The organism is Streptomyces sp. NPDC007875, assembly GCF_042868035.1.
GTDB lineage: Bacteria > Actinomycetota > Actinomycetes > Streptomycetales > Streptomycetaceae > Streptomyces > Streptomyces antimycoticus.
In genome coordinates this window covers 456,434-479,500 of record NZ_JBIADZ010000005.1, presented here as the reverse complement: position 1 = coordinate 479,500, position 23,067 = coordinate 456,434, and the positions used below count along the sequence as shown (strand labels likewise).

Here is a 23,067-nt window from a genome sequence, read left to right as displayed (position 1 = left end):
CGGCGGCGGTTCGGGTCGACACCGCTCCGGCCGCTCAGGGAGAGCGAGCCGCCATCTAGCGGCCCGGGCTAGGAGTAAGTCAACAGGGCCATCCCCATGCCGGCATGGGGATGGCCCTGTTGCAGTAACAACGCGCGCGGTGTTGTTCGCGCTGTGAGCCTCCCGGGTGCACGGCCGGAGCTTGCGTGTGAGGTGCGACGGGCCCCGTCGTCGCCGTCGCTGAACGGGCTGCCATACCGGATACGCCCCGCATGGCATGCGGCATTGGACCACTGCGGAGGGGGCCCCGTGGGGTTTTTCCGTGTTGGTGAACGGTCGCCAGGCCCACCACGTACTAAGGGTGCTAGTAGCCAGTGAGTGGCCGCACGGCGCTGTCCGGCGCGTCGGCACGTGGCTGCGCCACGCCAACAGGACCGTTGATTCGAGAGGGTGGCAGTGAGTGGCAATGGGAAATACGGCATTGAGTTCGGCTATAGCGCTGATTGCGGCGTTCGTGGCCGCCGTCAGCCTGGTGCGGCTGGCCACCGTCGGCGGTGGGGCACGGTTCGCGGCGTCCGGTGATCTGCTGATGGGGCTGTGCATGGCCTTCATGGCCCTTCCCGCGACGGCGGCTTGGTATGGAGCGCACGGCGTGTGGTGGGCCTCCCTGTTCGCCGTCCTCGGTCTGGGAGGCATGGTGATGGCCGTCCACCACACGAGGGCGGGCGGCTGGAAGAGCGGCCGCCACTGGACGCATCTCATCATCGGCAGCGCCGGCATGGTGATCATGACCCTCGCCATGACGAGTACTCCTTCCGGCCCCGTGCTCGCCCTGGGCAGCTCCATGGCAGGCATGCCCGGCACGGAGAACACGCACGGTATGGAGGCGATGCCTGGGATGGAGGGAATGGAAGGGATGGAAGGGATGGAAGGGATGAGCATGCCGGGCATGACGGGTGCCTCAGCCGACGCCGCCTCCTCGGCGGGATCCTCTTCCGTGTGGCGGGGCGTTGCCGTGGCGCTCGCCGTGTACTTCCTGCTGTCCGTCGCCGCATCCGTGTGGACGCGAGTCCACGGCACCGAACGGTCGACGCACGCGGCCGGTCGCGGAGCCGGCCGGCCTCGCTCCTGGGCCCGCTGGTTGCTGGCCGCGCCGGACGCGATCGTCGTCTTCCTTGTCTCGCTGACCCTCTCTGTCTGGGACAAGGCTCGGCTCGCCCGCAAGACCGGCTCTGCCGCAGACGATGAAAGCCGGTACCGGCCCCAGCGCCGACGCCGCCGTATCGGTGCCTCGCCGGATGCGGCGCTGGCCGCTCACCTCGGCATGGGAGCGACCATGACGGCCATGCTGCTGATGATGGCCGTATAACGGGGGCGCGCGGCTACGAAGTGCTGCTCCTTGTGGCGATGAGTAGCCCTCTCGCAGTGGGCATGGTGATTCCCGTGCCAGGCATCTCGTACGCCGGTCCGGGAGGCGCTCGCCGCCCCGTGAGCCGCAGGCGGTTGGAGGTCATGTCGTGGCCGGGCACATCGCGTCCCCGCGCGGCGATCCTACGGGAGCGGCTCAGGTGCGGAGTCCTCGCCCATCACGGCCATCGACGTGCCGCAGCCCCTCGGCGAACGGGTGCGTGCTGTAGCTGACGCGCTGCTCGCAGATCCCTCGGACCGGCGGAGCCTTGAGTCGCACGCGCGGGCCGTTGGGGTGAGCCGACGCACCCTGACCCGGCTCTTTGTCCATGACACCGGGATGAGCTTCGATCGCTGGCGCGCCCATATGCGGCTGCGGGCGGCGCTGTCCCTCCTCGCCGAGGGCCAGCCCGTGTCCCGGGTCGCGCACGCGGTGGGGTTTGCGACACCGAGCGCGTTTCTCGCGGCGTTCCGGCGAACCGTGGGCACCACGGTTCGCTACCTCAACGGCGACGTCCTTTGACTCCCAGAACGGTTCGGCAATCGCTGCTACGGCTTGTCCCGCATTCCAACGTGGGCGTGATGGGTCCGCTTGGTAGGTTCGCCGCCTGGGTGGCCTGTAGATCTGTGGCCCTTGAACGCTCGGGCGGGCCGGATGTCGGTGAGGTTCGTATACCAGAACTTGGGTGTGCCGGATCTGTGCCATCGCGGCCTCCAGTTGAGGACGGCACCTTTGGGAGTGCTGCTCGTGGACATTGAGGCCGACCTGGTCATCCGGGATGGCGATCAGGCGGTGTTCAGGGAGGGGCTGTTCCTCGTGGCTGAGTTGGCGCATGCTCTGGTGGGCCGACTTCACCGGCCGGACAGCGAGCGCGGTGACTTCAGTTCGACTGCTGGAGGCTGCGGATCGCCGTTAGGATGCGCCGCCGACGCCAGCGGATACTGGGCCGTATGCGTATCGACTTTGACCCTGAGACCGTGGGCCGCAATCCCTTCTACAAGCTGCTGACCTCGGTGATCGTGCCCCGGCCGATCGCCTGGGTGTCGACGGTGGGCCGGGATGGTTCCGCGAACCTCGCCCCCCACTCGTTCTTCACCGTCGCGGCCGTGGCCCCGCCCATCGTGCAGTTCACCTCTGTGGGACGTAAGGACTCGCTGCGGAACGTCGAGGACACCGGGGAGTTCGTGGTGAACCTTGCGCCGGAGGGGCTGTTCGAGCAGGTCAACGCGACCGCGACGGACTTTCCGCACGGGGTGAGCGAGTTCGAGGCGGTGGGGGTGGCGCAGGAGGCGAGTGCGCGGGTGAAGCCGCCTCGGGTGGCGGGGTCACCGGTGGCGTTGGAGTGCGTGGTGCACAGCACGATGGGGCTCGGGAATTCGACGGTGGTCTTCGGGCGGGTGGTGCATGCCGCGATCGACGACGCGGTGATGGTGGACGGGCATGCGGAGATCACCAGGCTGCGGCCGCTGTCCCGGCTGGGGAAGAACGAGTGGGGCACGGTCGGTGAGGTGCTGGATCTGGCCCGGATCCGTTACGCGGACTGGGAGAGCCAGGGGCCCGAGAAGGTGTGAGGGCCAGGGGCCGGAGGAAGGGGCCGCGGTGATCGAGAGCGTCGTGTTCGACATCGGCTCGACCCTCGTCCGTGAGGACCGCTACTGGGGTTCCTGGGCCGACTGGCTCGGGGTGCCGCGACACACCCTGTCCGCTCTGGTGGGGGCCGTTGTCGCGCAGGGGCGGGACGACAAGGACGCGATCCGTCTGGTGCGGCCGGGCGTGGACATCGACGCCGAGCGGCGGGAGCGGGAGGCGGCGGGGCGGGAGGAGTGGCTGGACGAGTCGGACGTGTACCCCGATGTGCGGTCCGCGCTCGGCGGGCTGCGGGAGTCGGGGCTGCGGGTGGTGCTGGCCGGGAATCAGTCGGTGCGGGCGGGTGAGCTGCTGCGGGAGCTGGGGCTGCCGGTCGACGCCGTGGCGACGTCCAGTGAGTGGGGGGTCGCCAAGCCCGACCCGGAGTTCTTCCGGCGGGTGCTGGAGCTCGGCGGCGCCGCGCCGGGGGACACGCTGTATGTGGGTGACTATCCGGCCTTCGACATCCGGCCGGCGAAGGCCGCCGGGCTACGGGCCGCGCATATCCGCCGTGGGCCGTGGGCGTATCTGTGGGCCGGTACCGCCGACGCGGCGATGGCGGACTGGCGGATCGACTCGTTGAGTCAGCTGGTGGAGATCGTCACCGAACCGTCGGTGTGACCGTCCCCGTGGCCCGCCGGCTCAGGGCAGGGGCGTGCGCTGGGTGAGGAATTCACACCCGGTGTGATGCGAGTGCTTGCATATATCTACCGCACACCCTTCCCGGGTGCCCCGCGGGGCGATTGACTCGTCCCATGCCGCTCAGGAGGCGCCAGACCTGAGCGAAGGGGCCGCCGGACTCCTCCCTCCTCGGCCGGCGGCCCATCTCCCTGTCAGTGCGGAGAAGCGCGTCAGCCCGCCGACTCGGCCGCGTGGGCGCTCAGCACACCGAAGCCCACCAGCGCGAAGAGCGCGATGCCCAGCAGAATCCGGTAGATCACAAACGGCATGAAGCTCTTGCTGGAAATGAACTTCATAAACCATGCGATGACGACATATCCGACAAAGAAGGCGATAACGGTCGCGAAGATTGTCGGACCCCACGCCGTATGCCCCTCGGATGCGTCCTTCAGCTCGAAGGCGCCCGAGGCGAGCACCGCCGGCACCGCGAGAAGGAAGGAATAGCGGGCCGCCGCCTCGCGGGTGTAGCCCATGAGCAGTCCGCCGCTGATGGTCGCGCCGGACCGGGAGACCCCCGGCACCAGCGCCATCGCCTGGCAGACGCCGAATATGAGGCCGTCCCGGATGCTCAGCTCCTTGAGCGTCTTGCGCTGGTTGGCGACGCGATGCCGGCCGCCCGACTCATCGCGCGCCGCACGCCGGTCCGCGAAGCCCAGGACCAGGCCCATGACCACGAGGGTCGTGGCGATGAGCCGCAGATCGCGGAACGGACCCTCGATCGCGTCCTGCAGGGTGAGCCCGAGCACACCGATGGGCAGCGAGCCGACGATCACCAGCCAGCCCATCTGGGCGTCGTGGTTGCCGCGCCACTCCTTGCTGAAGAGCGAGCGGAACCAGGCCGTCACGATGTTGACGATGTCCTTGCGGAAGTAGATGAGCACCGCGAGCTCCGTGCCGATCTGGGTGATCGCGGTGAACGCGGGCCCAGGGTCGTTCCAGCCGGCGAACGCGGCCGTGAGCCGCAGATGGGCGCTGGAGGAGATCGGAAGAAACTCAGTCAACCCCTGGACCAGCCCGAGGATGAATGATTCAAACCACGACATTGAGTCTTCGCTATCCAGAGGCTGATCGTGCGCTGATCGGTTTCTAGCCAGAGATGGCCAGGCGTGACCGATTCAGGCGGGGTGGTCGGTGGGAAGCCGGCGGTCGAGGATCAACCGCCGGTTGTGGGCAGCGTAGCGTCCCCGGGTGCGCGGCCCATCAAGGGCCTGGTCGGACCATCGGTTCATCGCTTTGACCTTGGGTACTCGGCGCTCGGCCGCCCGGCCGCGGGCGCCCTGGTGAGGATCAGCCGTGGACAGCCGTGATCAGCCGTGGAGAGCTGTGATCAGCCGTGGACGGCCTGGACAGCCGAGGAGCCGAACCGTATGACCGCGATCGGGCGCGACGGAGGACAAGGAGGCCGAGGGGACGGGCCCGGCGGGACGATCACCACCAAGGTTCCGGCACGGCTGGACCGGCTGCCCTGGTCGCGCTGGCACTGGATGATCGTGATCGGGCTCGGCACCGTATGGATCCTGGACGGTCTCGAAGTGACCGTCGTCGGCAATATCGCCAGCCGCCTCTCCGAGCCCGGCAGCGGGCTTCCCATCACCGACGCGCAGGTCACCGGGGTCGCGGCGGCCCTCTATGTGGCCGGGGCCTGCATCGGGGCGCTGGTCTTCGGCTGGCTGACCGACCGCTACGGCCGCAAGAAGCTCTTCCTCATCACGCTCGGGGTCTATCTGGCCGCCACCGCGCTCACCGCCATCGCCTTCTCCGCCTGGTGGTTCTTCCTCTTCCGCTTCCTCACCGGCTTCGGCATCGGCGGGGAGTACGCGGCCATCAACTCCGCGATCGACGAGCTGATCCCCAGCAAGTACCGGGGCCGCGTCGATCTGGTCATCAACGGGAGCTTCTGGCTCGGCGCGATGGGCGGCTCGCTGCTCTCCGTGCTGATGCTCAACACGAACTTCTTCGCGCTCAACGTCGGCTGGCGGCTCACCTTCGCCCTCGGCGTCGTCCTCGGCCTGGTCATCGTGCTGGTGCGCCGGAACGTCCCGGAGAGCCCGCGCTGGATGTACATCCACGGCCGGGCGGAGGGCGCCGGGGAGCTGGTCGCGGCGGCCGAACGGCGGATCGAGGACGAGACCGGGCGGTGCCACCCCGAACCGGACAAGGCCATCACCATCAAGACGCGGAAGAGCACCGGCTTCATCGAGATCGCCCGGACGCTGTTCCGGGCGTATCCCCGGCGCGCGGTCCTGGGGCTGGCCCTCTTCATCGGGCAGGCGTTTCTCTACAACGCCATCACCTTCGGCTTCGGGTCGATCCTGGTGCGGTTCTTCGATGTGCCCACCGGAGACACCGGCTACTACTTCGCGGTCATCGCCTTCGGCAACTTCCTCGGGCCGGCCCTGCTGAGCAGGCTCTTCGACACGGTCGGCCGCCGCGTGATGATCTCGGGGACCTACCTCCTCTCCGGTGTGCTGCTGTTCATCACCGCCTGGATGTTCGGCAACGGCTGGCTCAGCGCGGCCACGATGACCGCCTGCTGGTGCGTGGTCCTCTTCTTCGCCTCGGCCGGTGCGAGCTCCGCGTATCTGACGGTCAGCGAGGTCTTCCCGATGGAGACGCGCGCTATGGCCATCGCCTTCTTCTACGCCATCGGCACGGCGGCCGGGGGCATCACCGGGCCGCTGATCTTCTCGGATCTGACCCAGGGCGGAGTCGTCGCCGACACCGCGCTGGCCTTCTCCATCGGGGCGGCGCTCATGGTCGCCACCGGGCTCGTCGCCGCCTTCCTCGCCATCCCGGCGGAACAGCGACCGCTCGAGGACATCGCCGAGCCGCTGTCCGCCCGCGCGGCCGCCGCTTCCGCCTCCGCCCACGGACCGGCCGGCGGCTGAGCGCGTCGCCCGCCGCCGGTCCGCTGCTCGTCAGGCCGACGGCGGCGTCTCGCCCGCGGCCGCGTCCTCGCCGAGGCGCTCCCCGGGGCCGGCGGGCCGCAGCCGGCCGCGCTTGCGCCAGGCCACCAGCGCCCCCGCGACGGCGGGCACCGTGATGAAGGCCATCGCGAGGAGGAAGACGGGGGAGGCGGGGGTGGTGGCGCGACTGCCCGCGACCACGTACGCGGCGGTGTTCGGCACACTGCCCAGCCCCGTGGCCAGCAGGAACGACGGCCAGCCCATCCGTGAGACGGCAGCGCAGTAGTTGGCGGCGGCGAACGGTACGCCGGGGAACAGCCGGATCGCCAGCATGGACCGGAACCCGTGGTGGCTCAGCTGCCGGTCCGCCGCCGTGAGCCAGCGGCCCCGCAGCAGCGGACGCAGCGCGTCCTGCCCCAGCAGCCGGCCGAGACCGAAGGCGATCCCGGCGCCGATCACCGTGCCGCCGACGGCCGTGACCAGCCCGGCCTGGATGCCGAAGAGCGCACCGGCCGCCAGGTTCAGCAGCGGCCGGGGCACCAGCGCGGCGGTGCCCACCCCGTACGCGGCCGTGAACAGCACCACGGCCGTCGCGCCCGACAGCTCCGGCCAGCCGTGGGTCAGCAGCCGCTGCGGCTGCCACAGCCAGACCGCGATCGCGGAACCCGTGAGCAGCGCGGCGAGCAGCCCCAGCCGTGACCACGGCGAGAGGAGCACGGCGCGGGCGCGGCGCGTGGCCGGTTTCGCGGGCGGTGCGGCGACATCGAGCATCGGTGGAGCGTAACCGACCAAGCCGGGCGGGCGCCGTGATGTCGTCGCGTTGTCGTCCGATTGTCGGCAGACCGTCGACAGAGGGTCGGCGGACCGTCTCAAACCAGTCGGCAGACGGTCCGAAATCAGTCGGCGGACGGTCGATAACCAGTCGCCGGGCCCGGGGCGGACACCGGAAACGAGCAGACCGGGCGGCTGGCCAACCATTCCTGTGCCACCAGGCGTTCGCTCCCGGGCCACCGGTCCCACCGGCCCCGTACGCACCGAAAACCATTCGACGCGGACCGTACAGTGCGCGAAGATCACAGCATGTTCCGGCTCGCCTTCCTCACGCCGACGTCCGCGGTCGCGGACGCGCCGAAGGCTGCCGTCCCCTCTCTCGCTCCGGCCGCGGTCGCCGCCCTCACGACGGATCCGCCCGCCGCCGTTCCCGCCGTCTGCCTCCACGGCGCCCGAAGCTGACCCTCCTCGGACAACTCCGACGGATCCCCCAGGGGGAGGGTCGGCGAGGTTCTGGGGTCCGCGCTTCCCACCCCCGCTGACGAGGAGAGACCGTCACATGTCCAAGCAGACCTATGTGCGCACCAAGCCGCATCTGAACATCGGCACCATGGGCCATGTCGACCACGGCAAGACCACGCTGACCGCCGCCATCACCAAGGTGCTGAGCGAGCGCGGCACCGGCGGGGCCTACGTACCGGCGGACCGTATCGACCGGGCGCCGGAGGAGGCCGCGCGCGGCATCACCATCAACATCGCGCATGTCGAGTACGAGACCGAAACCCGCCACTACGCGCATGTCGACATGCCCGGCCACGCCGACTTCATCAAGAACATGGTGACCGGCGCCGCCCAGATCGACGGGGCCATCCTCGTCGTCTCCGCGCTCGACGGGGTGATGCCGCAGACCGCCGAGCATGTGCTGCTGGCCCGTCAGGTCGGTGTCGACCATATCGTGGTGGCCCTCAACAAGGCCGACGTGGGCGACCCCGAGCTCACCGACCTCGTCGAGCTCGAGGTGCGCGAGCTGCTCTCCGCGCACGGCTATCCCGGCGACACCACGCCCGTCGTACGGGTCTCCGGGCTGCGGGCGCTGGACGGCGACCCGCGGTGGACCGGGGCGATCGAGGCGCTGCTGGACGCCGTGGACATCTATGTGCCGACGCCCGTGCGCCACACCCAGGCCCCGTTCCTGCTACCGGTGGAGAACGTGCTGACCATCACCGGCCGCGGCACGGTGGTCACCGGCGCCATCGAGCGCGGCACGGTACGGGTCGGCGACCGTGTCGAGGTGCCCGGCAGCGAGGTGGCCACGGTGGTCACCGGTGTGGAGACCTTCGGCAAGTCCATGGCGGCGGCCGAGGCGGGCGACAATGTCGCGCTGCTGCTGCGCGGGGTGGCGCGGGACGCGGTGCGCCGCGGCGATGTGGTGGCCGCGCCCGGCAGCCTCGTGCCGAGGCGGCGCTTCACCGCGCGGGTGTACGTCCTGTCGGCGGCCGAGGGCGGGCGGCGGAGGCCGGTGTCCACCGGCTACCGCCCGCAGTTCTACCTCCGCACGGCCGATGTGGTCGGCGCCGTGGACCTGGGGCCCGTCACGGTGGCGCGCCCCGGTGACACCGTCACCATGACGGTCGAGCTCGGCCGCGCCGTACCGCTGGAGCCGGGCCTCGGCTTCGCGATCCGCGAGGGCGGCCGCACGGTGGGCGCGGGCACCGTGACCACCGTGCTCGACCAGCCGTAACGCGACGAACCGGCACCGCTCGCCCGCCTCCCCGGCCGGAGGGGGGGCGGGCGAGGCCCGAAGCCGCCTGATGGCACGAGGCGCGAGCCCCGTGACGGCACAATGAGACGGTGAACGAGCCGATACCCGTAAGCCGGTCCGTGGACGGCGGCACCGCCAAGCTGATGCCGGACCTGGACCGCCCGCACGCCTGGCTGCTCACGGTGGACGGCGCCCCGCAGTCGTATGTCGACCTGGACGATCCGGTCCATCTCGAATTCGAGTACGCGCGGCGGATCGCCCATGTCCTGGACGCGGCGGCCGATCCCGGCGCCCCGCTCGACGTTCTGCACCTGGGCGGCGGGGCGCTGATGCTGCCTCGCTATCTGGCCGTCACCCGCCCCGGCTCGCACCAGGTGGTGATCGAGGCCGACCGGGGGCTGCTGGAGCTGGTCGCCGAGCATCTTCCGCTGCCGTCCGGGGCGGGTATCACGGTGCGGCCGCAGGACGCCCGGACGGCGCTGGAGTCCGCGCCCGAGGGGTCCGCCGATGTCATCGTGGCCGATGTCTTCGGCGGTTCGCGGGTGCCCGCGCATCTGACCTCCGTGGAGTACGCCCGCGCCGCGGCCCGGGCGCTGCGGCCGGGCGGGTGGTACGTCGCGAATCTGGCCGACGGGGCGCCGTTCGCCTTCCTCCGCTCCCAACTGGCCACCTACCGCACGGCGTTCGCGCATCTCGCCCTGATCGCGGAGCCGTCCGTGCTGCGCGGCCGCCGGTTCGGCAACGCCGTGCTGGTGGCCTCCCAGTCCGAACCGCCGGTCGCCGTGCTGGCCCGCCGCACCGCGGCCGACGCCTTCCCGGCCAGGGTCGAGTACGGGGCGGCACTGGAGCGTTTCATGGGCGGCGCGGTGCCGGTACGGGACGAGGACGCCACGCCGTCGCCCGAGCCGCCGGACGGGGCGTTCAGCGTGGGCTGACCGGCTCCGGGGCGGCGTCCGTGGCGGCCGGTCCGCCCTCGATGACGGGCGTGGTCTCGCGCCGGCGCAGCCGCCGTACGTCCGGGACCGTCAGCACCGCCAGCGTCAGCGCCAGGATCAGCGCCGAGCAGCCCCACAGCGAGGCCGACCGGCCGAACCTCTCCTCGGCCGGGCCCGCGAGCGCCGTGGCGACCGGCACCATGGCAACGGAGCCGAACCAGTCGTACGCCGAGACCCGCGACAGCTTGTCCTCGGGGATCTCCTGGTGCAGCGCGGTCATCCAGGACACCCCGAACACCTCGACCGACACACCGACCAGGAACATCACGACGACCAGCGCCGGAATCGCCACCGGGACGGCCAGCGCGGCCGCCGGCAGGGCGAGCGGCAGGATGCTCAAGGAGCCCGCGAGCAGCAGTCGGCGCGGCCGCCAGCGCATCATCAGCAGACCGCCCAGGACGGTTCCCGCGCCGAACGCCGCGAGCGCGAACCCCCAGGGGCGCGCGCCGCCCAGATGGTCCTCGGCGACCAGCGGGCCGAACACCGACTCGGCCGCTCCCACCACCGCGTTGACGACGGCGAACTGCACGATGATGGACCACAGCCAGGGCCGGCCGATGACTTCGTGCCAGCCTTCGCGCAGATCCCGCAGCATGCCGCCCCCGGGTTTCCGCCGGGCCACGGCGCTGACGTCGAGCAGGGCGCGCAGGGCGCCCGCGATCGCGAACGCGGCGGCGTCGACGGCCAGCATCCAGCCGGGGCCGACCACCGCGATCAGCGCGCCGCCGAGCGCGGCCCCGCCGATCTGCGCACCGTTCATGCCCATCCGGAACAGCGCGAAGGCCCGGGCGGCCTGTTCGCCGGTGACGCTGGAGAGCAGCATGCCCTCGGCGGCGGGGGAGAAGAAAGCCTGCCCGGTGCCGCCGAGCGCGGAGAGCACGGCCATCTGCCACAGCCGCGCCTCGCCGGACAGGACGAGCACGGCGAAGACCGCCTGCGAGGCGCAGTTGAGGCTGTTGGCGGCGACCATCACCCGGTGGCGGGGCAGCCGGTCCGCCAGCGCGCCGCCGATCAGCAGGAAGACGACCAGCGGAAGCGTGCGGGCCGCCGCCACCAGCCCGACGTCGCCGCCGTCCCCACCGGCCTCCAGCACCGCGAACGCCGCCGCGATGAGGGCTCCGGCATTCCCGAGGCCCGTCACCACGGCGGCGGTGGTCAGCAGTGTGTAGTTGCGGCCGGCCCACGCGGGGCGGCGCGGTCGGAGGCTCGGGGCCGGAGGAGTCGTCACATCGGGACTATCCCTGGGGGCGGGCCCCGGCGTCCAACCGAATTCCGGCCGCCGTCATCGGGTGGTCAGGGGGTGGTCAGGAGACCTCCGACTTCACCGGCCGCAGCGAACTCATGATCTTCTTGATCGTGGAGTCCGGGACCTCTTCCTTGGTGCCCTTGACGGAGTACAGGACCCAGGTCGCGAAGTCACCGTTGGTGTCCGTGTAGGTCACCGTGACGGACTTGCCGTCGGTGGAGCACTTGTCGGTCTTCTTCACCCCGGTGACGGTGGCCGACGCGGTGTAGCCCTTGAGGCCGTGGGCGCTGGTGAACTTCTTGGCGTCGGTGACCTTGCGGGTCCCGGTCTGATCCTGGTCGAAGGCGGCGAAGACCCAGTTCTCGGCCTCGACCTTGGCGGCCGACGCCTCGTTCTTGGCGCCCTGCGCACCCTTGGAGCCCGCTCCGGCGGCGTGGCTCTTGTTGACGTAGCCGTCCTTGTCCTTGACCGAGCAGTAGTCCTTCTTGTACCTGGCCGGAGCAGACATGACAACGAGCGGCTTGCCCTTGTCGTCCTCGAAACCGGTGCTCAGCCCCGGCGATTCGACCGTCCACCCCGGGGGGACGTCGAAGGCGTTGTGCCGCTTGGGGCTGACGACCGGCTTCCAGCCGGGTATGACCGCCTTGACGTCGGTGGCGTCACCGCCGGCGCGCGGGTTGTCCGCACCGCCGCCGGCCGGGTCCTCGGTCGGCTCGTCGGAGGTCGGAGCGGACGAGGAGACGGCGGGCGTCTTGTCCTTCCCCTTGGACTCGTCACCGCCGTCGCTGTCGTCCTTGCCCAGTACCAGGGCACCGGTGATGGCGGCGGCCGCGACGACCGCGATCGCCGCGACGATGGCGATGGTCGTCGTGCGCTTCTTGTTGTCGCGCGGCGGCTGCGGCGCGCCGGGCGGGCCGGACGGAGCGCCCCACTGCTGGCCGGTCGGCTGCGGCGGACCCTGCGGCGGGCCGTAACCGGGCTGCTGCGGCTGGCCGTAATCCGGCTGCTGGCCGTACCCCGGCTGCGGCTGCTGGCCGGGCTGTCCCGGCTGCTGGGGAGGCTGCTGATAGGGATTGGGCTGCTGGTATCCCGGCTGCTGATACGGGTTGGACTGGTCGTATCCCGGCTGCTGGTACCCCGGCTGCTGATAGGGGTTCTGACCTTGCGGGTTGTTCTGCTCGCCCCCGGGCGGCTGCTGTCCTGGCCACATGGCGAGTAACGATAGAGGGGGTCGACGACGGCTGCTACGGCTGCCCCGTGATCACCCCTTCCGTCGTTTGCTACTGGGTGGTAACTTCCGTGGCATGTCAGAAACTCAGCCCTCCGTCGGTGAGATGCTCGCCGCCACGGTGCCCATGGTGCGCACCCTGAACCTGGAGTTCATCGAGGCGTCGCCCGAGCGCGCGGTGCTGCGCCTGCCCGACCAGCCCGACTTCCACAACCATGTCGGCGGCCCCCACGCGGGCGCGATGTTCACCCTGGCCGAGTCCGCGAGCGGCGCGATCGTGCTGGCGGCGTTCGGCGATCAGCTCGGCCGCGCCGTACCGCTGGCCGTGCGCGCCGAGATCGGCTACAAGAAGCTCGCCAAGGGTCCCGTCACCGCGACCGCCACCCTCGGCCGGACCGCCGCCGAGGTGGTCGCCGAGCTGGACGCGGGCAAGCGCCCCGAATTCCCGGTGAACATCGTGATCACCCGGGAGGACGACGCGGTCACGGGCGAGATGTCCATCGTATGGACCCTACGTCCCCAGTCCTGAGCGGTCATCCCTTCGCCGGAGTCGACGCGAGCGGGAGCACGACCTGGGGATGATGGCGACCGCGTGCCGATTGAGTAGTCTTCCCGGGGTGCGCCGCGCTCCCGTCCGGCGCACGCCGGGAAGCGATCGCCACATGGGGAGGAACCGGCGTTGCATATCGAGGAATGGCTCGAGACTGTACCCGCGGTCAGCGTGTATCTGCTCGTGGGTCTCGTCATCGGCCTGGAGAGCCTGGGAATCCCGCTTCCCGGTGAGATCGTCCTCGTCAGCGCGACGCTGCTGGCGGCCTCGCAGGACCACATCAACCCCTACATCCTCGGGGGCAGCGCCATCGCGGGCGCGGTGATCGGCGACTCCATCGGCTATCTCATCGGCCGCAAGGGCGGGCAGCCACTCCTCACCTGGCTGGGCCGTAAATTCCCCAAGCATTTCAGCGCCGAACATGTGGCGACCGCCGAGCGCTCCTTCCAGAAGTGGGGCATGTGGGCGGTCTTCGTCGGCCGTTTCATCGCGCTGCTGCGTATCTTCGCGGGTCCGCTCGCTGGTGTGCTGCAGATGCCGTACTGGAAGTTCCTCATCGCCAATGTGCTCGGCGGCATCATCTGGGCCGGTGGCACCACCGCGGTCATCTACTCCCTGGGCAAGGTCGCCGAGGACTGGCTCAAGCGCTTCTCCTGGCTCGGCCTCGTGCTGGCCCTGCTCTTCGGCCTCGGCTCGATGCTCGTGATGAAGTGGCGCTCCAAGAAGGCCAAGCCCGCCACGGTCACGGCGGCCGATTCCGAGACGGCCGAGCCGGAGCCGGTCCCGGCCGGCGACTGAGGCGGCCGCCGGTCGGACCGGTGGACCGGCCAGGGCGGGAAATGTGAAGGGGACGACCAGGTGGGAGTAACGGTGCACGACGCCTTGATCTTCGGAATCGGCGGCAAGGAGCCACAGATCGCCCCCGAGGCGTTCGTGGCCCCCACGTCGGTGGTGATCGGCGAGGTCGTGCTGGCCGCGGGATCGAGCATCTGGTACCAGGCGGTGCTACGGGGCGACGGCGGCCCCATCGTCCTCGGCGCGGACAGCAATATCCAGGACAATTGCACGGTGCACGTCGACCCCGGATTCCCGGTCTCGATCGGCGAGCGGGTCTCCGTCGGGCACAACGCGGTCGTGCACGGCTGCACGGTCGAGGACGATGTGCTGATCGGCATGGGGGCCACGGTCCTCAACGGCGCCCGGGTCGGTGCCGGATCGCTGGTCGCCGCCCAGGCCCTGGTGCCGCAGGGGATGGAGATACCGCCCGGCTCACTGGTGGCCGGGGTGCCGGCGAAGGTGAAGCGCGCCCTCACCGACGAGGAACGGGAAGGCATCAAGCTGAACGCCCGGGTGTACGCGGACCGGGCCAAGCAGTACCGGGAAGCGCTCGGAGGCGGCGAGTAGCTAGATGTGATCGGATGGTGGTCATGGACTGGGAAGCTTTCGCCGAGCGCATGGCCACCATGGCGCGGGACCTGCTGGCGCAGGCATCCGTGGAGGCCACGCTCGAGCGGATCTCCGAGTCCGCGGTGGACCTCGTGGACGGCTGCGACGCGGCCGGCATTCTGATGCTCCACGGCAAGCGAGTGGAGTCCCTCGCCCCCACCGACAGCCTGGTGGTCCGCTCCGACCGGCTGCAGGAGCGGCTCGGCGAGGGGCCCTGCTTCGACGCCGCCCGGCGGCTGGGCGGCGAGCGGGTCTTCCGGATCAGGGACTTCACCCAGCCCGAGGAGCGCTGGCCGGCCTTCGTCAGCCAGGCCCGCGACCTCGGCATCGGCAGCATGATGGGATTCCTGCTCTACACCGAGCAGGAGAACCTCGGCGCCCTGGACCTCTACTCGACGCGCCCCGCCGCCTTCACCAAGGCCAGCGAGACGGCCGGCTGGCTGCTCGCCTCGCACGCCGCGGTCGCCTTCTCCAGTGCCCGCACCGCCGACCAGCTCCAGCAGGCGATCGAGACCCGGCACACCATCGGGGAGGCCATGGGCATCCTCATCGAACGCCTGAAGATCACCGAGGATGACGCCTTCGCGTTGATGCGGCGGGTGTCCCAGGAGCGGAACGTCAAGCTGCGCGACCTCGCCCGGCAGATCTGCGAGAGCGGCGGTATCGACGGCTGACGCATCGGCCGGAGCCGACGCATCAGCCGAACGGCTCTTCCGGCCCGTGGTCTGGACCGGAAGGGCCTGGCCACCGAGTTCCCCCGGGGGTACGCCGACGGCTTGCGGGGCGGGTACCCCAGCCCGCCGGGTACGACACCCTTATCCGTTCTCGGACAGGACGTGCGGGGCGTGGGTCCTGACCGCCTCCATCAACTCGCCCATCGACGGGTTCACCATGGGCCGGCCGGCCACCGTCACGGTCGGTACGGTCTCGTTCCCGTCCGCGACCAATCGGACGAACGCGGCCGCCTCCGGATCCCTCCAGATGTTCACCTCGGTGTGCCGCAGCCGCGCGAGGCGCAGCCGCGTACGCAGGTGCATGCAGAACGGGCACAGCGGCCGCCAGTACACCACCACTCCGTCTTGGTCCTCACGGTCCGCCATCACGCATCCCCTCCTCGGAGCTGCCCGGTCGGGCGCCGCACCGAGCGTAGCCGTGTCCGGTACGCACTCCGAGGGGTCCGTACCGGGCGCCAGGTGGCGACGAGGGCCGCGGCCAGGAGGAGCTCGGCGACATCGCCGCCGTAGTACATGATCTCCGCGCCGCCCTGGACCTCGGCGATCGGGGCGTGGACCTCGACCCAGAAGCCCCCGTACATCACCTGGGCGATGGCGGCGTGCGCCGCGATGGCGACGCCGAGGACCACCAGCCGGGCCGGCACACCGGGCCGGGCCGGAGCCGGGTCGGGACCAGCGATGACATAGGCGAACAGCCAACCCGAGAGCAGGAAATGGGCGTGCGTCAGCCAGTGCCCCCCGGGTCGGCCCATGACGGTGTCGTAGAGGGGGGTGAAGTACAGCAGCACCAGCCCGCCGGTGGTCAGCAGCAGAGCGGTGACGGGGTGGGCGAGCAGCCGCGCGGGGCGGGAGCGCAGTACGGCGGTCAGCCGTCGGCCGCGGTGCGGGGGCAGGGCGCGCAGCAGCAGGGTGACCGGGGCCGCGAGCACCAGTGCGAGGGGTGCGTACATCCCGAGCAGCAGATGCTGGGCCATATGGCCGCGGAAGTCCCGATGGGCGAACGGCGCGAGGGGCGGAAGCAGTGCCACGGCCAGGAGGACGAGCCCGGCCGCGAAGCTCATCGACCGCGTGGGCGGCCAGCCCTGGGCGGGGTTGCGGCGACGGGCGCGGCGGACCGCCAGCGCATGGGCGACGGCACACACCAGCAGGGCGAGGGCCGGCAGCCATACGTCCAGGGGGCCGCCGCCCCCGCCGTGTCCATGGCCGGGATGGGCCGCGCCGCCACCCATCACACGCGTCCAGTGGCGCGGGGCGCCTCGGGGTCAGCGGGCGCCCCGCCGCGCTGCAGCAGATAGCCGCCGGCCACCAGCAGGGCGCCCAGGAGGAGGAAACCGGCGTCCCACCACGCCTGCTCCGGGCCGCCGTGGACATGGTGGATGCCGAGGATCTGGTGGTCCAGCACCCCCTCGACCAGGTTGAACAGGCCCCAGCCGACCAGGATCCAGCCCCACAGGACGCGCGAGCCCCACATCCGGCGGCGGCCGTGGGTGACCCGGGCGTAGAGGAGGGCCAGCCCCAGCAGGACCGCGATCCAGCACACGGCGTGGAAGATGCCGTCCCACAGGGTGTTCATCTCCAGCCCGGGGACGGTGTGCGGGTTGTAGTACCTGACCCCGATGTGGTCGTGATTGGTGCTGCTGAGCATGTGGTGCCACTGCAGCAGCTGGTGCAGCAGGATCCCGTCGAGGAATCCGCCGAGCCCCACCCCCAGCACGATCCCCGGCAGCCGGATGGTGCGCGGCGCCGGCAGTCCGGCTCGGGTTTCCTCCGCCGTCGTGGCCATCACCGCTCTCCGTCCCGCCGACAGTCCTGACGGCAGGGTGTTCCCGCGTGCCCGTCGCCACCACGGATTCCCGGCCGGGCCGGCTTCGTCACCGGTCCGCGCCGTCTTTCCGCCATACGCCGAGCCGGGGGAGGGCCGAGGGCGAGCCGGGACGGGGCGAGCCGGGGGCGGGCCGGGTTCGGTCGTCCGTCAGGCGGCGGTGACGGTGAACAGCCCGCCGTCCGGGTCGCGCAGGATCGCCTGACGGCCCGTGGGGGAGGCGGTCGGCGCGAGGGCGACGGTGCCTCCGGCGGCACGGGCCGCCGCCACCGCGGCCGTCACATCGGGGACGCGGAAGTGGACGTACCAGCGCGGCCGGACCTCCGGGTCGGGGGCCTGCTCGACGGCGCCGCCGTGGACCACCGCCAGCTTGCGCCCCGCCTCGCGCACGATCACCTCGTCGTTCTCGTACTCGACCGAGCAGCTGCCCTCCGGGGACGCCCAGCCGAAGACCTCGCCGTAGAAGAGGGCGGCCGCGAACGCGTCACGGGTCCGCAGCTCCAGCCAGGCCGGGGCGCCGTCCGGACCCGACGGCCAGCCGGGCAGCGCCTCCCCCGCCCAGAAGCCGAAGACGGCGCCGTCGCGGTCGGCGGCCAGCGCGGCGCGGCGGCCCGGGCCGAAGGGGAGCGGGCCGACGCCGACGGTGCCGCCCCGCTCATGGATCCGTGCCGCGGTGGCGTCCGCGTCCTCCACGGCGAAGAACGGCGTCCAGGCGGCCGCGCTCCGAAGGCTGCTCGCGAGCGCTCCGACCCCGGCCACCGGCGCGCCGCCGAACAGCGCCGTACGGAACTCCTCACCCACCCCGGTGGGCCGCCAGGTCCATCCGAGCACCGCGGTGTAGAACTCCTGCGCCGCCTGAAGGCTGGGGGCGGCGAGACTCACCCAGCAGGGGAATCCCGGCCGTGCGTGGCCGATCGGCTTCATGGGCACCACTCCTCACACTCCGCCCCGACACCAGCGCGGGGACTGCACCGGTGTACCCCGCCGGCCGGGTGCTATGCCCCGGCGGTGGCGTGGGGCCAGGTCTCCGGGGCGATGTCATGCCAGATGTTCTGGGCCTGGATCAGCAGGGTGCCCAGGACGGCGGTGGTGGCGGGGGAGACGCTGCGCTCGTCGGTGAGCTGTTTGTGCAGGGCGTTGTGGCGCCGTTCCACGGAGTCCAGGGCCTCGTCCAGCCGGGCGTGCGCGTCCTCGGGAGCGGAGGCCAGGCAGATCAGATCCGCCCGGGTCCGGCAGGCGCTCGCCAGATCGGCGAGAAGGCGGCCGTAGTCGCGCAGCGGCTGCTGGTCGGGGGTGGGGATGGTGCGGTTCTCGTCGGCGATGTCGATCATGGTGTCGACGACCGTGCCGACCTGGGCGACGATCGCGCCCCATCGCTGATCCTCGTTCTCGGAGGGAAGCGGCGGCAGATTCCTGCGCGACTTCCACGGCAGTCTGGGGTTCAGCCGGAGGCTCTCATGGCTCCACAGCCGCGCGGATCGCAGGCTCTCCTGCCGCTGTTGGAGCTGGTCGGCCAGGCGTCGCCAGCCGGCAGCCGTGTCCTCGGACCAGTCCTCCCGGGCCAGCCCCTCGGCGATGCCCGTCAGCGTCTCCTCCGTCCCGCGCGCCAGACTGCTGAGGTTCTCCCGTACGTTCCGCAGATGGACCGGCGGGAAGATCAGCGCGTTGACCGCGATGCCGATCGCGGCGCCCAGCAGCGACTGGAGCAGCCGGTGGGAGACCGTGAGGCCGGACACCGGGCCCGAGGTGAGGGTGAACAGCGCGGTGGTGGGCCCGTAGATGCCCTGGTCGCCGAGGCGGGGCCAGTTGCTGAGCAGCATCACGACCGGCAGGACCAGGGCCACCGAGGCCAGGGTGTTCCCCGTCAGGGCTTCGGCCCCCGCCGCCAGGAGCGTGCCGACGGCGATGGCCACCAGCTGCTGCAGCCCCTTGAACAGCGAACGGTAGACGGTGGCCTGCACCAGGACCACCGCCACCCACGGCGCCATCAGCGCCACCGGATCCTTCAGCCACCACCCCGAGACCGCCCAGGCGAGCGTGGCCGCCCCGGCCGCCTTCAGCGACTGCACGACCAGGTCGCGCTCCCGCCCCGGCCCCCGCCACGCCCGCACCGCCGCGTTCGCGATCCCCCGGGCTTCGGCTCGCATCACATACAGCTTCTCGATCACGTGCCCCATGGCGTAGTGGGTTCCTGGGTCGCGTCGGCTTATGCATGACCGGGCGGGGTCGGGGCCGGGCCGCCTATGCAGGGCCGGGCGGGGTTGGGGCCGGGCTGCGGTCCGCTCAGCCGGTGGCCAGCAGCAGCGTCCCGACCAGGGCGAGTCCGGCGCCCGTGGCCTGGACCACGCGCAGCCGCTCGCCGAGCAGTCCGCGCGCCGCGAAGGCGGTCACCACGGGGTAGAGGGAGGCGAGCACCGCGGCGACGGTGACCGGGCCGTGGTGGGCGGCGAGGTTGTACGTGCCGTTCGCGGCCACGTCGGCGAGGCCCACGAAGGCGAGCGCGGGCAGCGACGCCCACACCACGCCCATCCCGCCCTCGGGCAGCCCGGGGTTTCCGCGCCGTACGGAGAAGAGGAGCGCGGTGCCGCCGACCGCCACATTGCACACCCGCTGGACGAACAGCGCGAGGAAGAGCCCGGTCAGCGTGGTCGACGCCTCGGCGATCAGCGCCATCACCGAGCCGAAGCCCAGCGCGGCGACCAGGGTGAGCAGCAGCGTCTGCCGCTGGACGGGCGCACCGCCGGTCTGCGGACCGCTCGCCAGGACCACGCCCGCGACCGCCACCACGACCCCCGAGACCTGCAGCAGTCCGGGCCGCTCGCCGAGCACCAGCGCGACGCCGAGCGGCACGATGACCCCGCCGAGCGCGCCGAGCGGGGAGACGACGCCCATCGGGCCGAGCGCGAGGGCGCGGTAGAAGCACAGCATCGCGGCCGGGCCGACCACACCGGCCGCCGCGGCGAACCACAGCTGCGGGCCCGCCTGGGACCATCCGCCGGTGGCCACCACGATGGCGCCGAGGACGGTCACCGCGATGATCTGGGAGACGAGGACCACGGTGAGCGCGGGTGTGCGCCGGGTGAGCAACCCTCCGCCGAAGTCGGCCAGCCCCCAGAGCAGGCTGGTGGCAAGCGCGAAGAGTGCGGACATGGTGAAAACCTCGCCGTACAGTGTGGTGGACGTGGGAGTACAGCCCACAGTAGTTCACTGCACTCGACTACGCCATTCACTATTTTGGACGGACCGGACCGTGACGGACCTCGATCAGCTCACGCAGTCGCTCGCCCGCAACCTCAAGCGGTGGCGCAACGAACGCGGCTTCACCCTCGACACCCTCGCGGCCCGCGCCGGGGTCAGCCGGGGCATGATCATCCAGATCGAGCAGGCCCGTACGAATCCGAGCGTGGGCACCACGGTCAAGCTCGCGGACGCGCTCGGCGTGAGCATCACCACCCTGCTCGACTACGAGCACGGACCGCGGGTGACCTTCGTCCCGCCCGAGCAGGCGGTACGGATGTGGTCCACCGAAGCGGGCAGCTACACGGCGCTGCTCGTCGGCACCGAGGCGGGCGGTCCGCTGGAGATGTGGGGATGGCGGCTGATGCCCGGCGACGAGAGCGCCTCCGATCCGCATCCGTCCGGCACGGTCGAGCTGATCCATGTGACGGCGGGCGAGCTCACCCTGGTGCTCGGCGGCGAGGCGCACACCGTCCCGGCCGGCACCTCCGCGGCCTTCGAGGCGAACACCCCGCACACCTACCGCAACGAGGGGACGGCGCCGGTGGAGATGACCATGGCGGTGTCGGTGCCGCCCCCGCGCTGAGGCCGCCCGGACCCGGCCCCTCGCAGCCCGCCCGGCCTGCTAGTTTGGCGGCATGAGTACGCCGATGGATGCCTTCGACGAGGTCCGTCCCGCCGTCGAGTGCCTGGATCTGCTGTCCGCCCCCGTCGCCGAGGCGCTGCGCGACTGGCGTGGCTCGGAGTCGGTGGAGCAGGTGCTGTTCGTGGACACGGACCCGGACAAGGCCGACACCGCCGTACTCGTCGAGAACTACGGCCCCTGGCTGCTGGAACAGTCCGCCAACTGCGTGGTCGTCGCGGGCAAGCGGGGTGGCGGGACCACTCTCGCCGCCTGTCTGGTCCTGGCCCACACCCGCGCGGACGTCAACGGCGTGGTGCGCCGCCATCTCGGCGCACGCAAGGCGTCGTTCGCCCCGATGGACACCGCGACGGGCGAAAGCGGCATGGAGTTCGGCGGCATCACCCCGATCGGCCTGCCCGGCACCTGGCCGCTCCTGGTGGACTCCGCCGTGGCCGACATCCCCTACGCGCTCATCGGCAGCGGCAGCCGACGCGGCAAACTCATCGTGCCGGGCAAGCTGCTGGCCGGCCTGCCGGGCGCGACGGTCCTGGAGGGCCTGGGCGCCCTCGGCACTTGAACCTGCCCGTACGTCGGGCAGGCCCGGGTCCTGCTCGACACCGTCGGTGGTGTGCCGGGCTGCTCGCGCCCGGCGGCAGCGGGCACTGAACGCCGACCTCTACAGGGGGTTGTCCCGGAGCCAGGTCAGGACCTGGTCGGCGTGTTCGTTCGGGGGGAAGACCGGATAGAAGACGTGCTCGATCACGCCGTCGCGGAGGATCAGGGTCAGCCGCTTGTAGAGCGTCAGCCCGCTGGTCTCGAACGTGGGCAGGCCGAGTTCCTGCGCCAGGCTCCGTGCAGGGTCGGAGAGCATCTGGAACGGCAGGTGGAGCCGCTCGACGACCTCACGCTGGTAGTCGGTCTCCTGGCTGGAGAGGCCGAACACGCTGTCCGCGCCGGCGGCGAGAAGATCCTGGTAGTGATCGCGGAAGCCGCATGCCTCGGGGGTGCAGCCGCGCGCACCGGGGATCGAGTCCCAGCCGTCGGGCAGGTCGACGCCCGGGCGTCCGGTGAGCGGGTAGATGTAGATCACCGTGCGGCCCGCGCCGAGCACGTCGAGGCGGACGGCCGTGCCGCCGGTGCCCTGCAGTTCCAGGTGCGGCACCTTTGTGCCGGGCAGATGGGCGGCCGCGCCGTCGTCCTCGGGGACGGGCAGGTCGGCGGGCAGGCTTGTGTAGTCAGTCATCAGGTCCTCTCCTTCATCGGCCGGTGAGACGCGGCTGCCACGGTGGGCGGCTTGTTGCAGGTGCGCGACCAGTACCGCCCGACGGGCGGTGAGTCCCTCGATCCGCTGGGTGAGCTCGTCGATCGCGTCCCGGTAACCGGCCAGCGAGGCCGGACAGTCGTCGGCGTGTCGATGGCCGGCCGTGAGGCACTCCAGGAACGGGCGGGTGCGCTCAACAGGAATTCCGAGACTGCCGAGCGCCCGGATTTCCTGCGTGAGTCGTACGTCATGCTCGTTGTAGTCCCGGTAGCCGTTGGCCAGCCGCCTGGGCGTGAGCAAGCCCAGCGATTCGTAGTAGCGCACCGCTTTCGTCGTCACGCCCGCCCGGCGGGCCAGCTCACTGATCTGCATGCCTCTCACCTCGAAGAACGCTAAACCTTGCCCCCGAGGGTAAGGTCAAGTCGCCGTCCAGGTGATCGACGATCAGGGGCGTCGCAGCCTCACTGCGGCCCCGTCTGCGCGCTTCCCCCGTGGCGCCGGACGGGGCTTCTTCATGCCTGGCGTCGGCCGTAGCGCAGGTTCCTGACGGCCGTCACCGCCAAGGGGGACAAGGCGACAACCGTCAGGTGGCCATCGACGTGCCGCGCGAGGATCCAACCCTTAGAGCGCAGGGCCGCCACCTCGCGGCCGACGTCCCCGCCTGCGTCCCTGGAGAGGTCGTAGACGGTGGGCGCGCTGCTGGCGTCAAGGTGGTCGACGATCAAGAAGAGAACGCGCTGCTCGTCCGCCGTGATGCGGAAATCCATGCCACAACGGTACGTCGCCCCTG

At 71.2% G+C, this 23,067-nt stretch carries 25 protein-coding genes and 1 pseudogene; 14 read left to right on the top strand and 12 right to left on the bottom strand.

The annotated features are described in order from the left end of the window. Positions 1 to 493 precede the first annotated feature (493 nt). The 4 genes and pseudogenes from ACFYOY_RS14420 to ACFYOY_RS14405 all read left to right on the top strand — a co-directional run bounded on the left by ACFYOY_RS14420 (position 494) and on the right by ACFYOY_RS14405 (position 3,634). Entirely contained in the window at positions 494 to 1,348 is an 855-nt protein-coding gene (locus ACFYOY_RS14420) for a DUF5134 domain-containing protein (protein WP_388587228.1), read from the top strand. A gap of 213 nt (positions 1,349 to 1,561) precedes the next feature. Continuing rightward, a pseudogene (locus ACFYOY_RS14415) lies at positions 1,562 to 1,909 on the top strand (helix-turn-helix transcriptional regulator); the annotation flags it as partial. 428 nt (positions 1,910 to 2,337) lie between these two features. Next, entirely contained in the window at positions 2,338 to 2,958 is a 621-nt protein-coding gene (locus ACFYOY_RS14410; protein WP_388587172.1) for a flavin reductase family protein, read from the top strand. Positions 2,959 to 2,986: 28 nt separating this feature from the next. Beyond that, positions 2,987 to 3,634, top strand: coding sequence for an HAD family hydrolase (locus tag ACFYOY_RS14405; protein WP_388587170.1), 648 nt, complete (start codon positions 2,987 to 2,989; stop codon positions 3,632 to 3,634). 230 nt (positions 3,635 to 3,864) lie between these two features. Here ACFYOY_RS14405 and ACFYOY_RS14400 read toward each other — a convergent pair whose 3' ends face one another. After that, positions 3,865 to 4,737: an undecaprenyl-diphosphate phosphatase gene (locus ACFYOY_RS14400; protein ID WP_351883978.1), complete on the bottom strand. Its 873-nt coding sequence runs from the start codon at positions 4,735 to 4,737 to the stop codon at positions 3,865 to 3,867. Positions 4,738 to 5,061: 324 nt separating this feature from the next. Here ACFYOY_RS14400 and ACFYOY_RS14395 point away from each other — a divergent pair, with 324 nt between their 5' ends. Next, a complete protein-coding gene (locus ACFYOY_RS14395) occupies positions 5,062 to 6,582 on the top strand; it encodes an MFS transporter (protein ID WP_388587167.1) in 1,521 nt (506 codons plus the stop codon). Positions 6,583 to 6,612: 30 nt separating this feature from the next. On the opposite strand, the gene ACFYOY_RS14390 is transcribed toward ACFYOY_RS14395, so the two are convergent. Continuing rightward, positions 6,613 to 7,371 (bottom strand): TVP38/TMEM64 family protein, encoded by a 759-nt coding sequence (locus ACFYOY_RS14390; RefSeq protein WP_351883980.1) that lies wholly within the window; start codon positions 7,369 to 7,371, stop codon positions 6,613 to 6,615. 309 nt (positions 7,372 to 7,680) lie between these two features. Between ACFYOY_RS14390 and ACFYOY_RS14385 the strand changes: the two genes are divergently transcribed. The 3 genes from ACFYOY_RS14385 (at position 7,681) to ACFYOY_RS14375 (ending at position 10,068) form a co-directional block, all read left to right on the top strand. Beyond that, positions 7,681 to 7,833 (top strand): hypothetical protein, encoded by a 153-nt coding sequence (locus tag ACFYOY_RS14385; RefSeq protein WP_165449209.1) that lies wholly within the window; start codon positions 7,681 to 7,683, stop codon positions 7,831 to 7,833. 97 nt (positions 7,834 to 7,930) lie between these two features. Continuing rightward, a complete protein-coding gene (tuf, locus tag ACFYOY_RS14380; RefSeq protein WP_351883982.1) occupies positions 7,931 to 9,112 on the top strand; it encodes an elongation factor Tu in 1,182 nt (393 codons plus the stop codon). A 110-nt stretch (positions 9,113 to 9,222) separates the two neighbouring features. After that, a complete protein-coding gene (locus ACFYOY_RS14375) occupies positions 9,223 to 10,068 on the top strand; it encodes a fused MFS/spermidine synthase (protein WP_351883984.1) in 846 nt (281 codons plus the stop codon). Here the strand turns inward: ACFYOY_RS14375 and ACFYOY_RS14370 are convergent. Both ACFYOY_RS14370 and ACFYOY_RS14365 read right to left on the bottom strand, forming a co-directional pair. Further along, positions 10,055 to 11,356, bottom strand: coding sequence for an MFS transporter (locus tag ACFYOY_RS14370; protein ID WP_388587162.1), 1,302 nt, complete (start codon positions 11,354 to 11,356; stop codon positions 10,055 to 10,057). The genes ACFYOY_RS14375 and ACFYOY_RS14370 overlap by 14 nt on opposite strands. A 76-nt stretch (positions 11,357 to 11,432) precedes the next feature. Beyond that, complete coding sequence (locus ACFYOY_RS14365) at positions 11,433 to 12,584, bottom strand: hypothetical protein (RefSeq protein ID WP_351883988.1); 1,152 nt, start codon at positions 12,582 to 12,584, stop codon at positions 11,433 to 11,435. Between the two features lie 94 nt (positions 12,585 to 12,678). On the opposite strand from ACFYOY_RS14365, the gene ACFYOY_RS14360 reads away from it, so the two are divergent. The 4 genes from ACFYOY_RS14360 (at position 12,679) to ACFYOY_RS14345 (ending at position 15,272) form a co-directional block, all read left to right on the top strand. Further along, a complete protein-coding gene (locus ACFYOY_RS14360) occupies positions 12,679 to 13,131 on the top strand; it encodes a DUF4442 domain-containing protein (RefSeq protein WP_351883990.1) in 453 nt (150 codons plus the stop codon). A 150-nt stretch (positions 13,132 to 13,281) separates the two neighbouring features. After that, positions 13,282 to 13,950, top strand: coding sequence for a DedA family protein (locus ACFYOY_RS14355; protein ID WP_351883992.1), 669 nt, complete (start codon positions 13,282 to 13,284; stop codon positions 13,948 to 13,950). A gap of 72 nt (positions 13,951 to 14,022) precedes the next feature. Further along, positions 14,023 to 14,556: a gamma carbonic anhydrase family protein gene (locus tag ACFYOY_RS14350; protein WP_351883994.1), complete on the top strand. Its 534-nt coding sequence runs from the start codon at positions 14,023 to 14,025 to the stop codon at positions 14,554 to 14,556. Positions 14,557 to 14,579: 23 nt separating this feature from the next. Beyond that, a complete protein-coding gene (locus ACFYOY_RS14345; RefSeq protein ID WP_388587158.1) occupies positions 14,580 to 15,272 on the top strand; it encodes a GAF and ANTAR domain-containing protein in 693 nt (230 codons plus the stop codon). A 141-nt stretch (positions 15,273 to 15,413) separates the two neighbouring features. Here the strand turns inward: ACFYOY_RS14345 and ACFYOY_RS14340 are convergent, their stop codons facing one another. The 6 genes from ACFYOY_RS14340 to ACFYOY_RS14315 form a co-directional block, all read right to left on the bottom strand. Continuing rightward, entirely contained in the window at positions 15,414 to 15,698 is a 285-nt protein-coding gene (locus ACFYOY_RS14340; protein ID WP_388587155.1) for a glutaredoxin domain-containing protein, read from the bottom strand. Further along, entirely contained in the window at positions 15,698 to 16,561 is an 864-nt protein-coding gene (locus ACFYOY_RS14335) for a cytochrome c oxidase assembly protein (RefSeq protein ID WP_351884000.1), read from the bottom strand. Before ACFYOY_RS14335 ends, ACFYOY_RS14340 begins: the two co-directional genes overlap by 1 nt. After that, entirely contained in the window at positions 16,561 to 17,115 is a 555-nt protein-coding gene (locus tag ACFYOY_RS14330; RefSeq protein WP_351884002.1) for a DUF2243 domain-containing protein, read from the bottom strand. The genes ACFYOY_RS14335 and ACFYOY_RS14330 overlap by 1 nt, the downstream gene beginning before the upstream one ends. Before the next feature lie 189 nt (positions 17,116 to 17,304). Continuing rightward, positions 17,305 to 18,078: a VOC family protein gene (locus ACFYOY_RS14325; protein ID WP_351884004.1), complete on the bottom strand. Its 774-nt coding sequence runs from the start codon at positions 18,076 to 18,078 to the stop codon at positions 17,305 to 17,307. A 71-nt stretch (positions 18,079 to 18,149) separates the two neighbouring features. Then, entirely contained in the window at positions 18,150 to 19,331 is a 1,182-nt protein-coding gene (locus ACFYOY_RS14320; RefSeq protein WP_388587150.1) for an aromatic acid exporter family protein, read from the bottom strand. A 106-nt stretch (positions 19,332 to 19,437) separates the two neighbouring features. Continuing rightward, complete coding sequence (locus tag ACFYOY_RS14315) at positions 19,438 to 20,304, bottom strand: EamA family transporter (RefSeq protein WP_351884008.1); 867 nt, start codon at positions 20,302 to 20,304, stop codon at positions 19,438 to 19,440. Between the two features lie 100 nt (positions 20,305 to 20,404). Between ACFYOY_RS14315 and ACFYOY_RS14310 the strand changes: the two genes are divergently transcribed. Continuing rightward, a complete protein-coding gene (locus ACFYOY_RS14310; protein WP_078647175.1) occupies positions 20,405 to 20,977 on the top strand; it encodes a helix-turn-helix domain-containing protein in 573 nt (190 codons plus the stop codon). Between the two features lie 52 nt (positions 20,978 to 21,029). Then, the gene (locus tag ACFYOY_RS14305; protein ID WP_351884010.1) at positions 21,030 to 21,593 is read left to right on the top strand and encodes a YbaK/EbsC family protein; all 564 of its coding nucleotides are present in this window, start codon (positions 21,030 to 21,032) and stop codon (positions 21,591 to 21,593) included. A gap of 99 nt (positions 21,594 to 21,692) precedes the next feature. Here ACFYOY_RS14305 and ACFYOY_RS14300 read toward each other — a convergent pair whose 3' ends face one another. Next, positions 21,693 to 22,649, bottom strand: a complete 957-nt coding sequence (locus ACFYOY_RS14300; RefSeq protein WP_388587146.1) for a redoxin family protein — start codon at positions 22,647 to 22,649, stop codon at positions 21,693 to 21,695. Between the two features lie 140 nt (positions 22,650 to 22,789). Beyond that, entirely contained in the window at positions 22,790 to 23,044 is a 255-nt protein-coding gene (locus tag ACFYOY_RS14295; protein ID WP_351884014.1) for a hypothetical protein, read from the bottom strand. Positions 23,045 to 23,067: the final 23 nt, after the last annotated feature.

Excerpts from the sequence above, each read along its gene's own strand:
- ACFYOY_RS14410 (WP_388587172.1), top strand. The coding sequence starts at position 2,338 with ATGCGTATCGACTTTGACCCTGAGACCGTGGGCCGCAATCCCTTCTAC.
- ACFYOY_RS14400 (WP_351883978.1), bottom strand. The coding sequence starts at position 4,737 with ATGTCGTGGTTTGAATCATTCATCCTCGGGCTGGTCCAGGGGTTGACT.
- ACFYOY_RS14395 (WP_388587167.1), top strand. The coding sequence starts at position 5,062 with ATGACCGCGATCGGGCGCGACGGAGGACAAGGAGGCCGAGGGGACGGG.
- ACFYOY_RS14390 (WP_351883980.1), bottom strand. The coding sequence starts at position 7,371 with ATGCTCGATGTCGCCGCACCGCCCGCGAAACCGGCCACGCGCCGCGCC.
- ACFYOY_RS14385 (WP_165449209.1), top strand. The coding sequence starts at position 7,681 with ATGTTCCGGCTCGCCTTCCTCACGCCGACGTCCGCGGTCGCGGACGCG.
- tuf (WP_351883982.1), top strand. The coding sequence starts at position 7,931 with ATGTCCAAGCAGACCTATGTGCGCACCAAGCCGCATCTGAACATCGGC.
- ACFYOY_RS14365 (WP_351883988.1), bottom strand. The coding sequence starts at position 12,584 with ATGTGGCCAGGACAGCAGCCGCCCGGGGGCGAGCAGAACAACCCGCAA.
- ACFYOY_RS14360 (WP_351883990.1), top strand. The coding sequence starts at position 12,679 with ATGTCAGAAACTCAGCCCTCCGTCGGTGAGATGCTCGCCGCCACGGTG.
- ACFYOY_RS14345 (WP_388587158.1), top strand. The coding sequence starts at position 14,580 with ATGGACTGGGAAGCTTTCGCCGAGCGCATGGCCACCATGGCGCGGGAC.
- ACFYOY_RS14340 (WP_388587155.1), bottom strand. The coding sequence starts at position 15,698 with ATGGCGGACCGTGAGGACCAAGACGGAGTGGTGGTGTACTGGCGGCCG.
- ACFYOY_RS14335 (WP_351884000.1), bottom strand. The coding sequence starts at position 16,561 with ATGGGTGGCGGCGCGGCCCATCCCGGCCATGGACACGGCGGGGGCGGC.
- ACFYOY_RS14330 (WP_351884002.1), bottom strand. The coding sequence starts at position 17,115 with ATGGCCACGACGGCGGAGGAAACCCGAGCCGGACTGCCGGCGCCGCGC.
- ACFYOY_RS14325 (WP_351884004.1), bottom strand. The coding sequence starts at position 18,078 with ATGAAGCCGATCGGCCACGCACGGCCGGGATTCCCCTGCTGGGTGAGT.
- ACFYOY_RS14320 (WP_388587150.1), bottom strand. The coding sequence starts at position 19,331 with ATGGGGCACGTGATCGAGAAGCTGTATGTGATGCGAGCCGAAGCCCGG.
- ACFYOY_RS14315 (WP_351884008.1), bottom strand. The coding sequence starts at position 20,304 with ATGTCCGCACTCTTCGCGCTTGCCACCAGCCTGCTCTGGGGGCTGGCC.
- ACFYOY_RS14305 (WP_351884010.1), top strand. The coding sequence starts at position 21,030 with ATGAGTACGCCGATGGATGCCTTCGACGAGGTCCGTCCCGCCGTCGAG.
- ACFYOY_RS14300 (WP_388587146.1), bottom strand. The coding sequence starts at position 22,649 with ATGCAGATCAGTGAGCTGGCCCGCCGGGCGGGCGTGACGACGAAAGCG.
- ACFYOY_RS14295 (WP_351884014.1), bottom strand. The coding sequence starts at position 23,044 with ATGGATTTCCGCATCACGGCGGACGAGCAGCGCGTTCTCTTCTTGATC.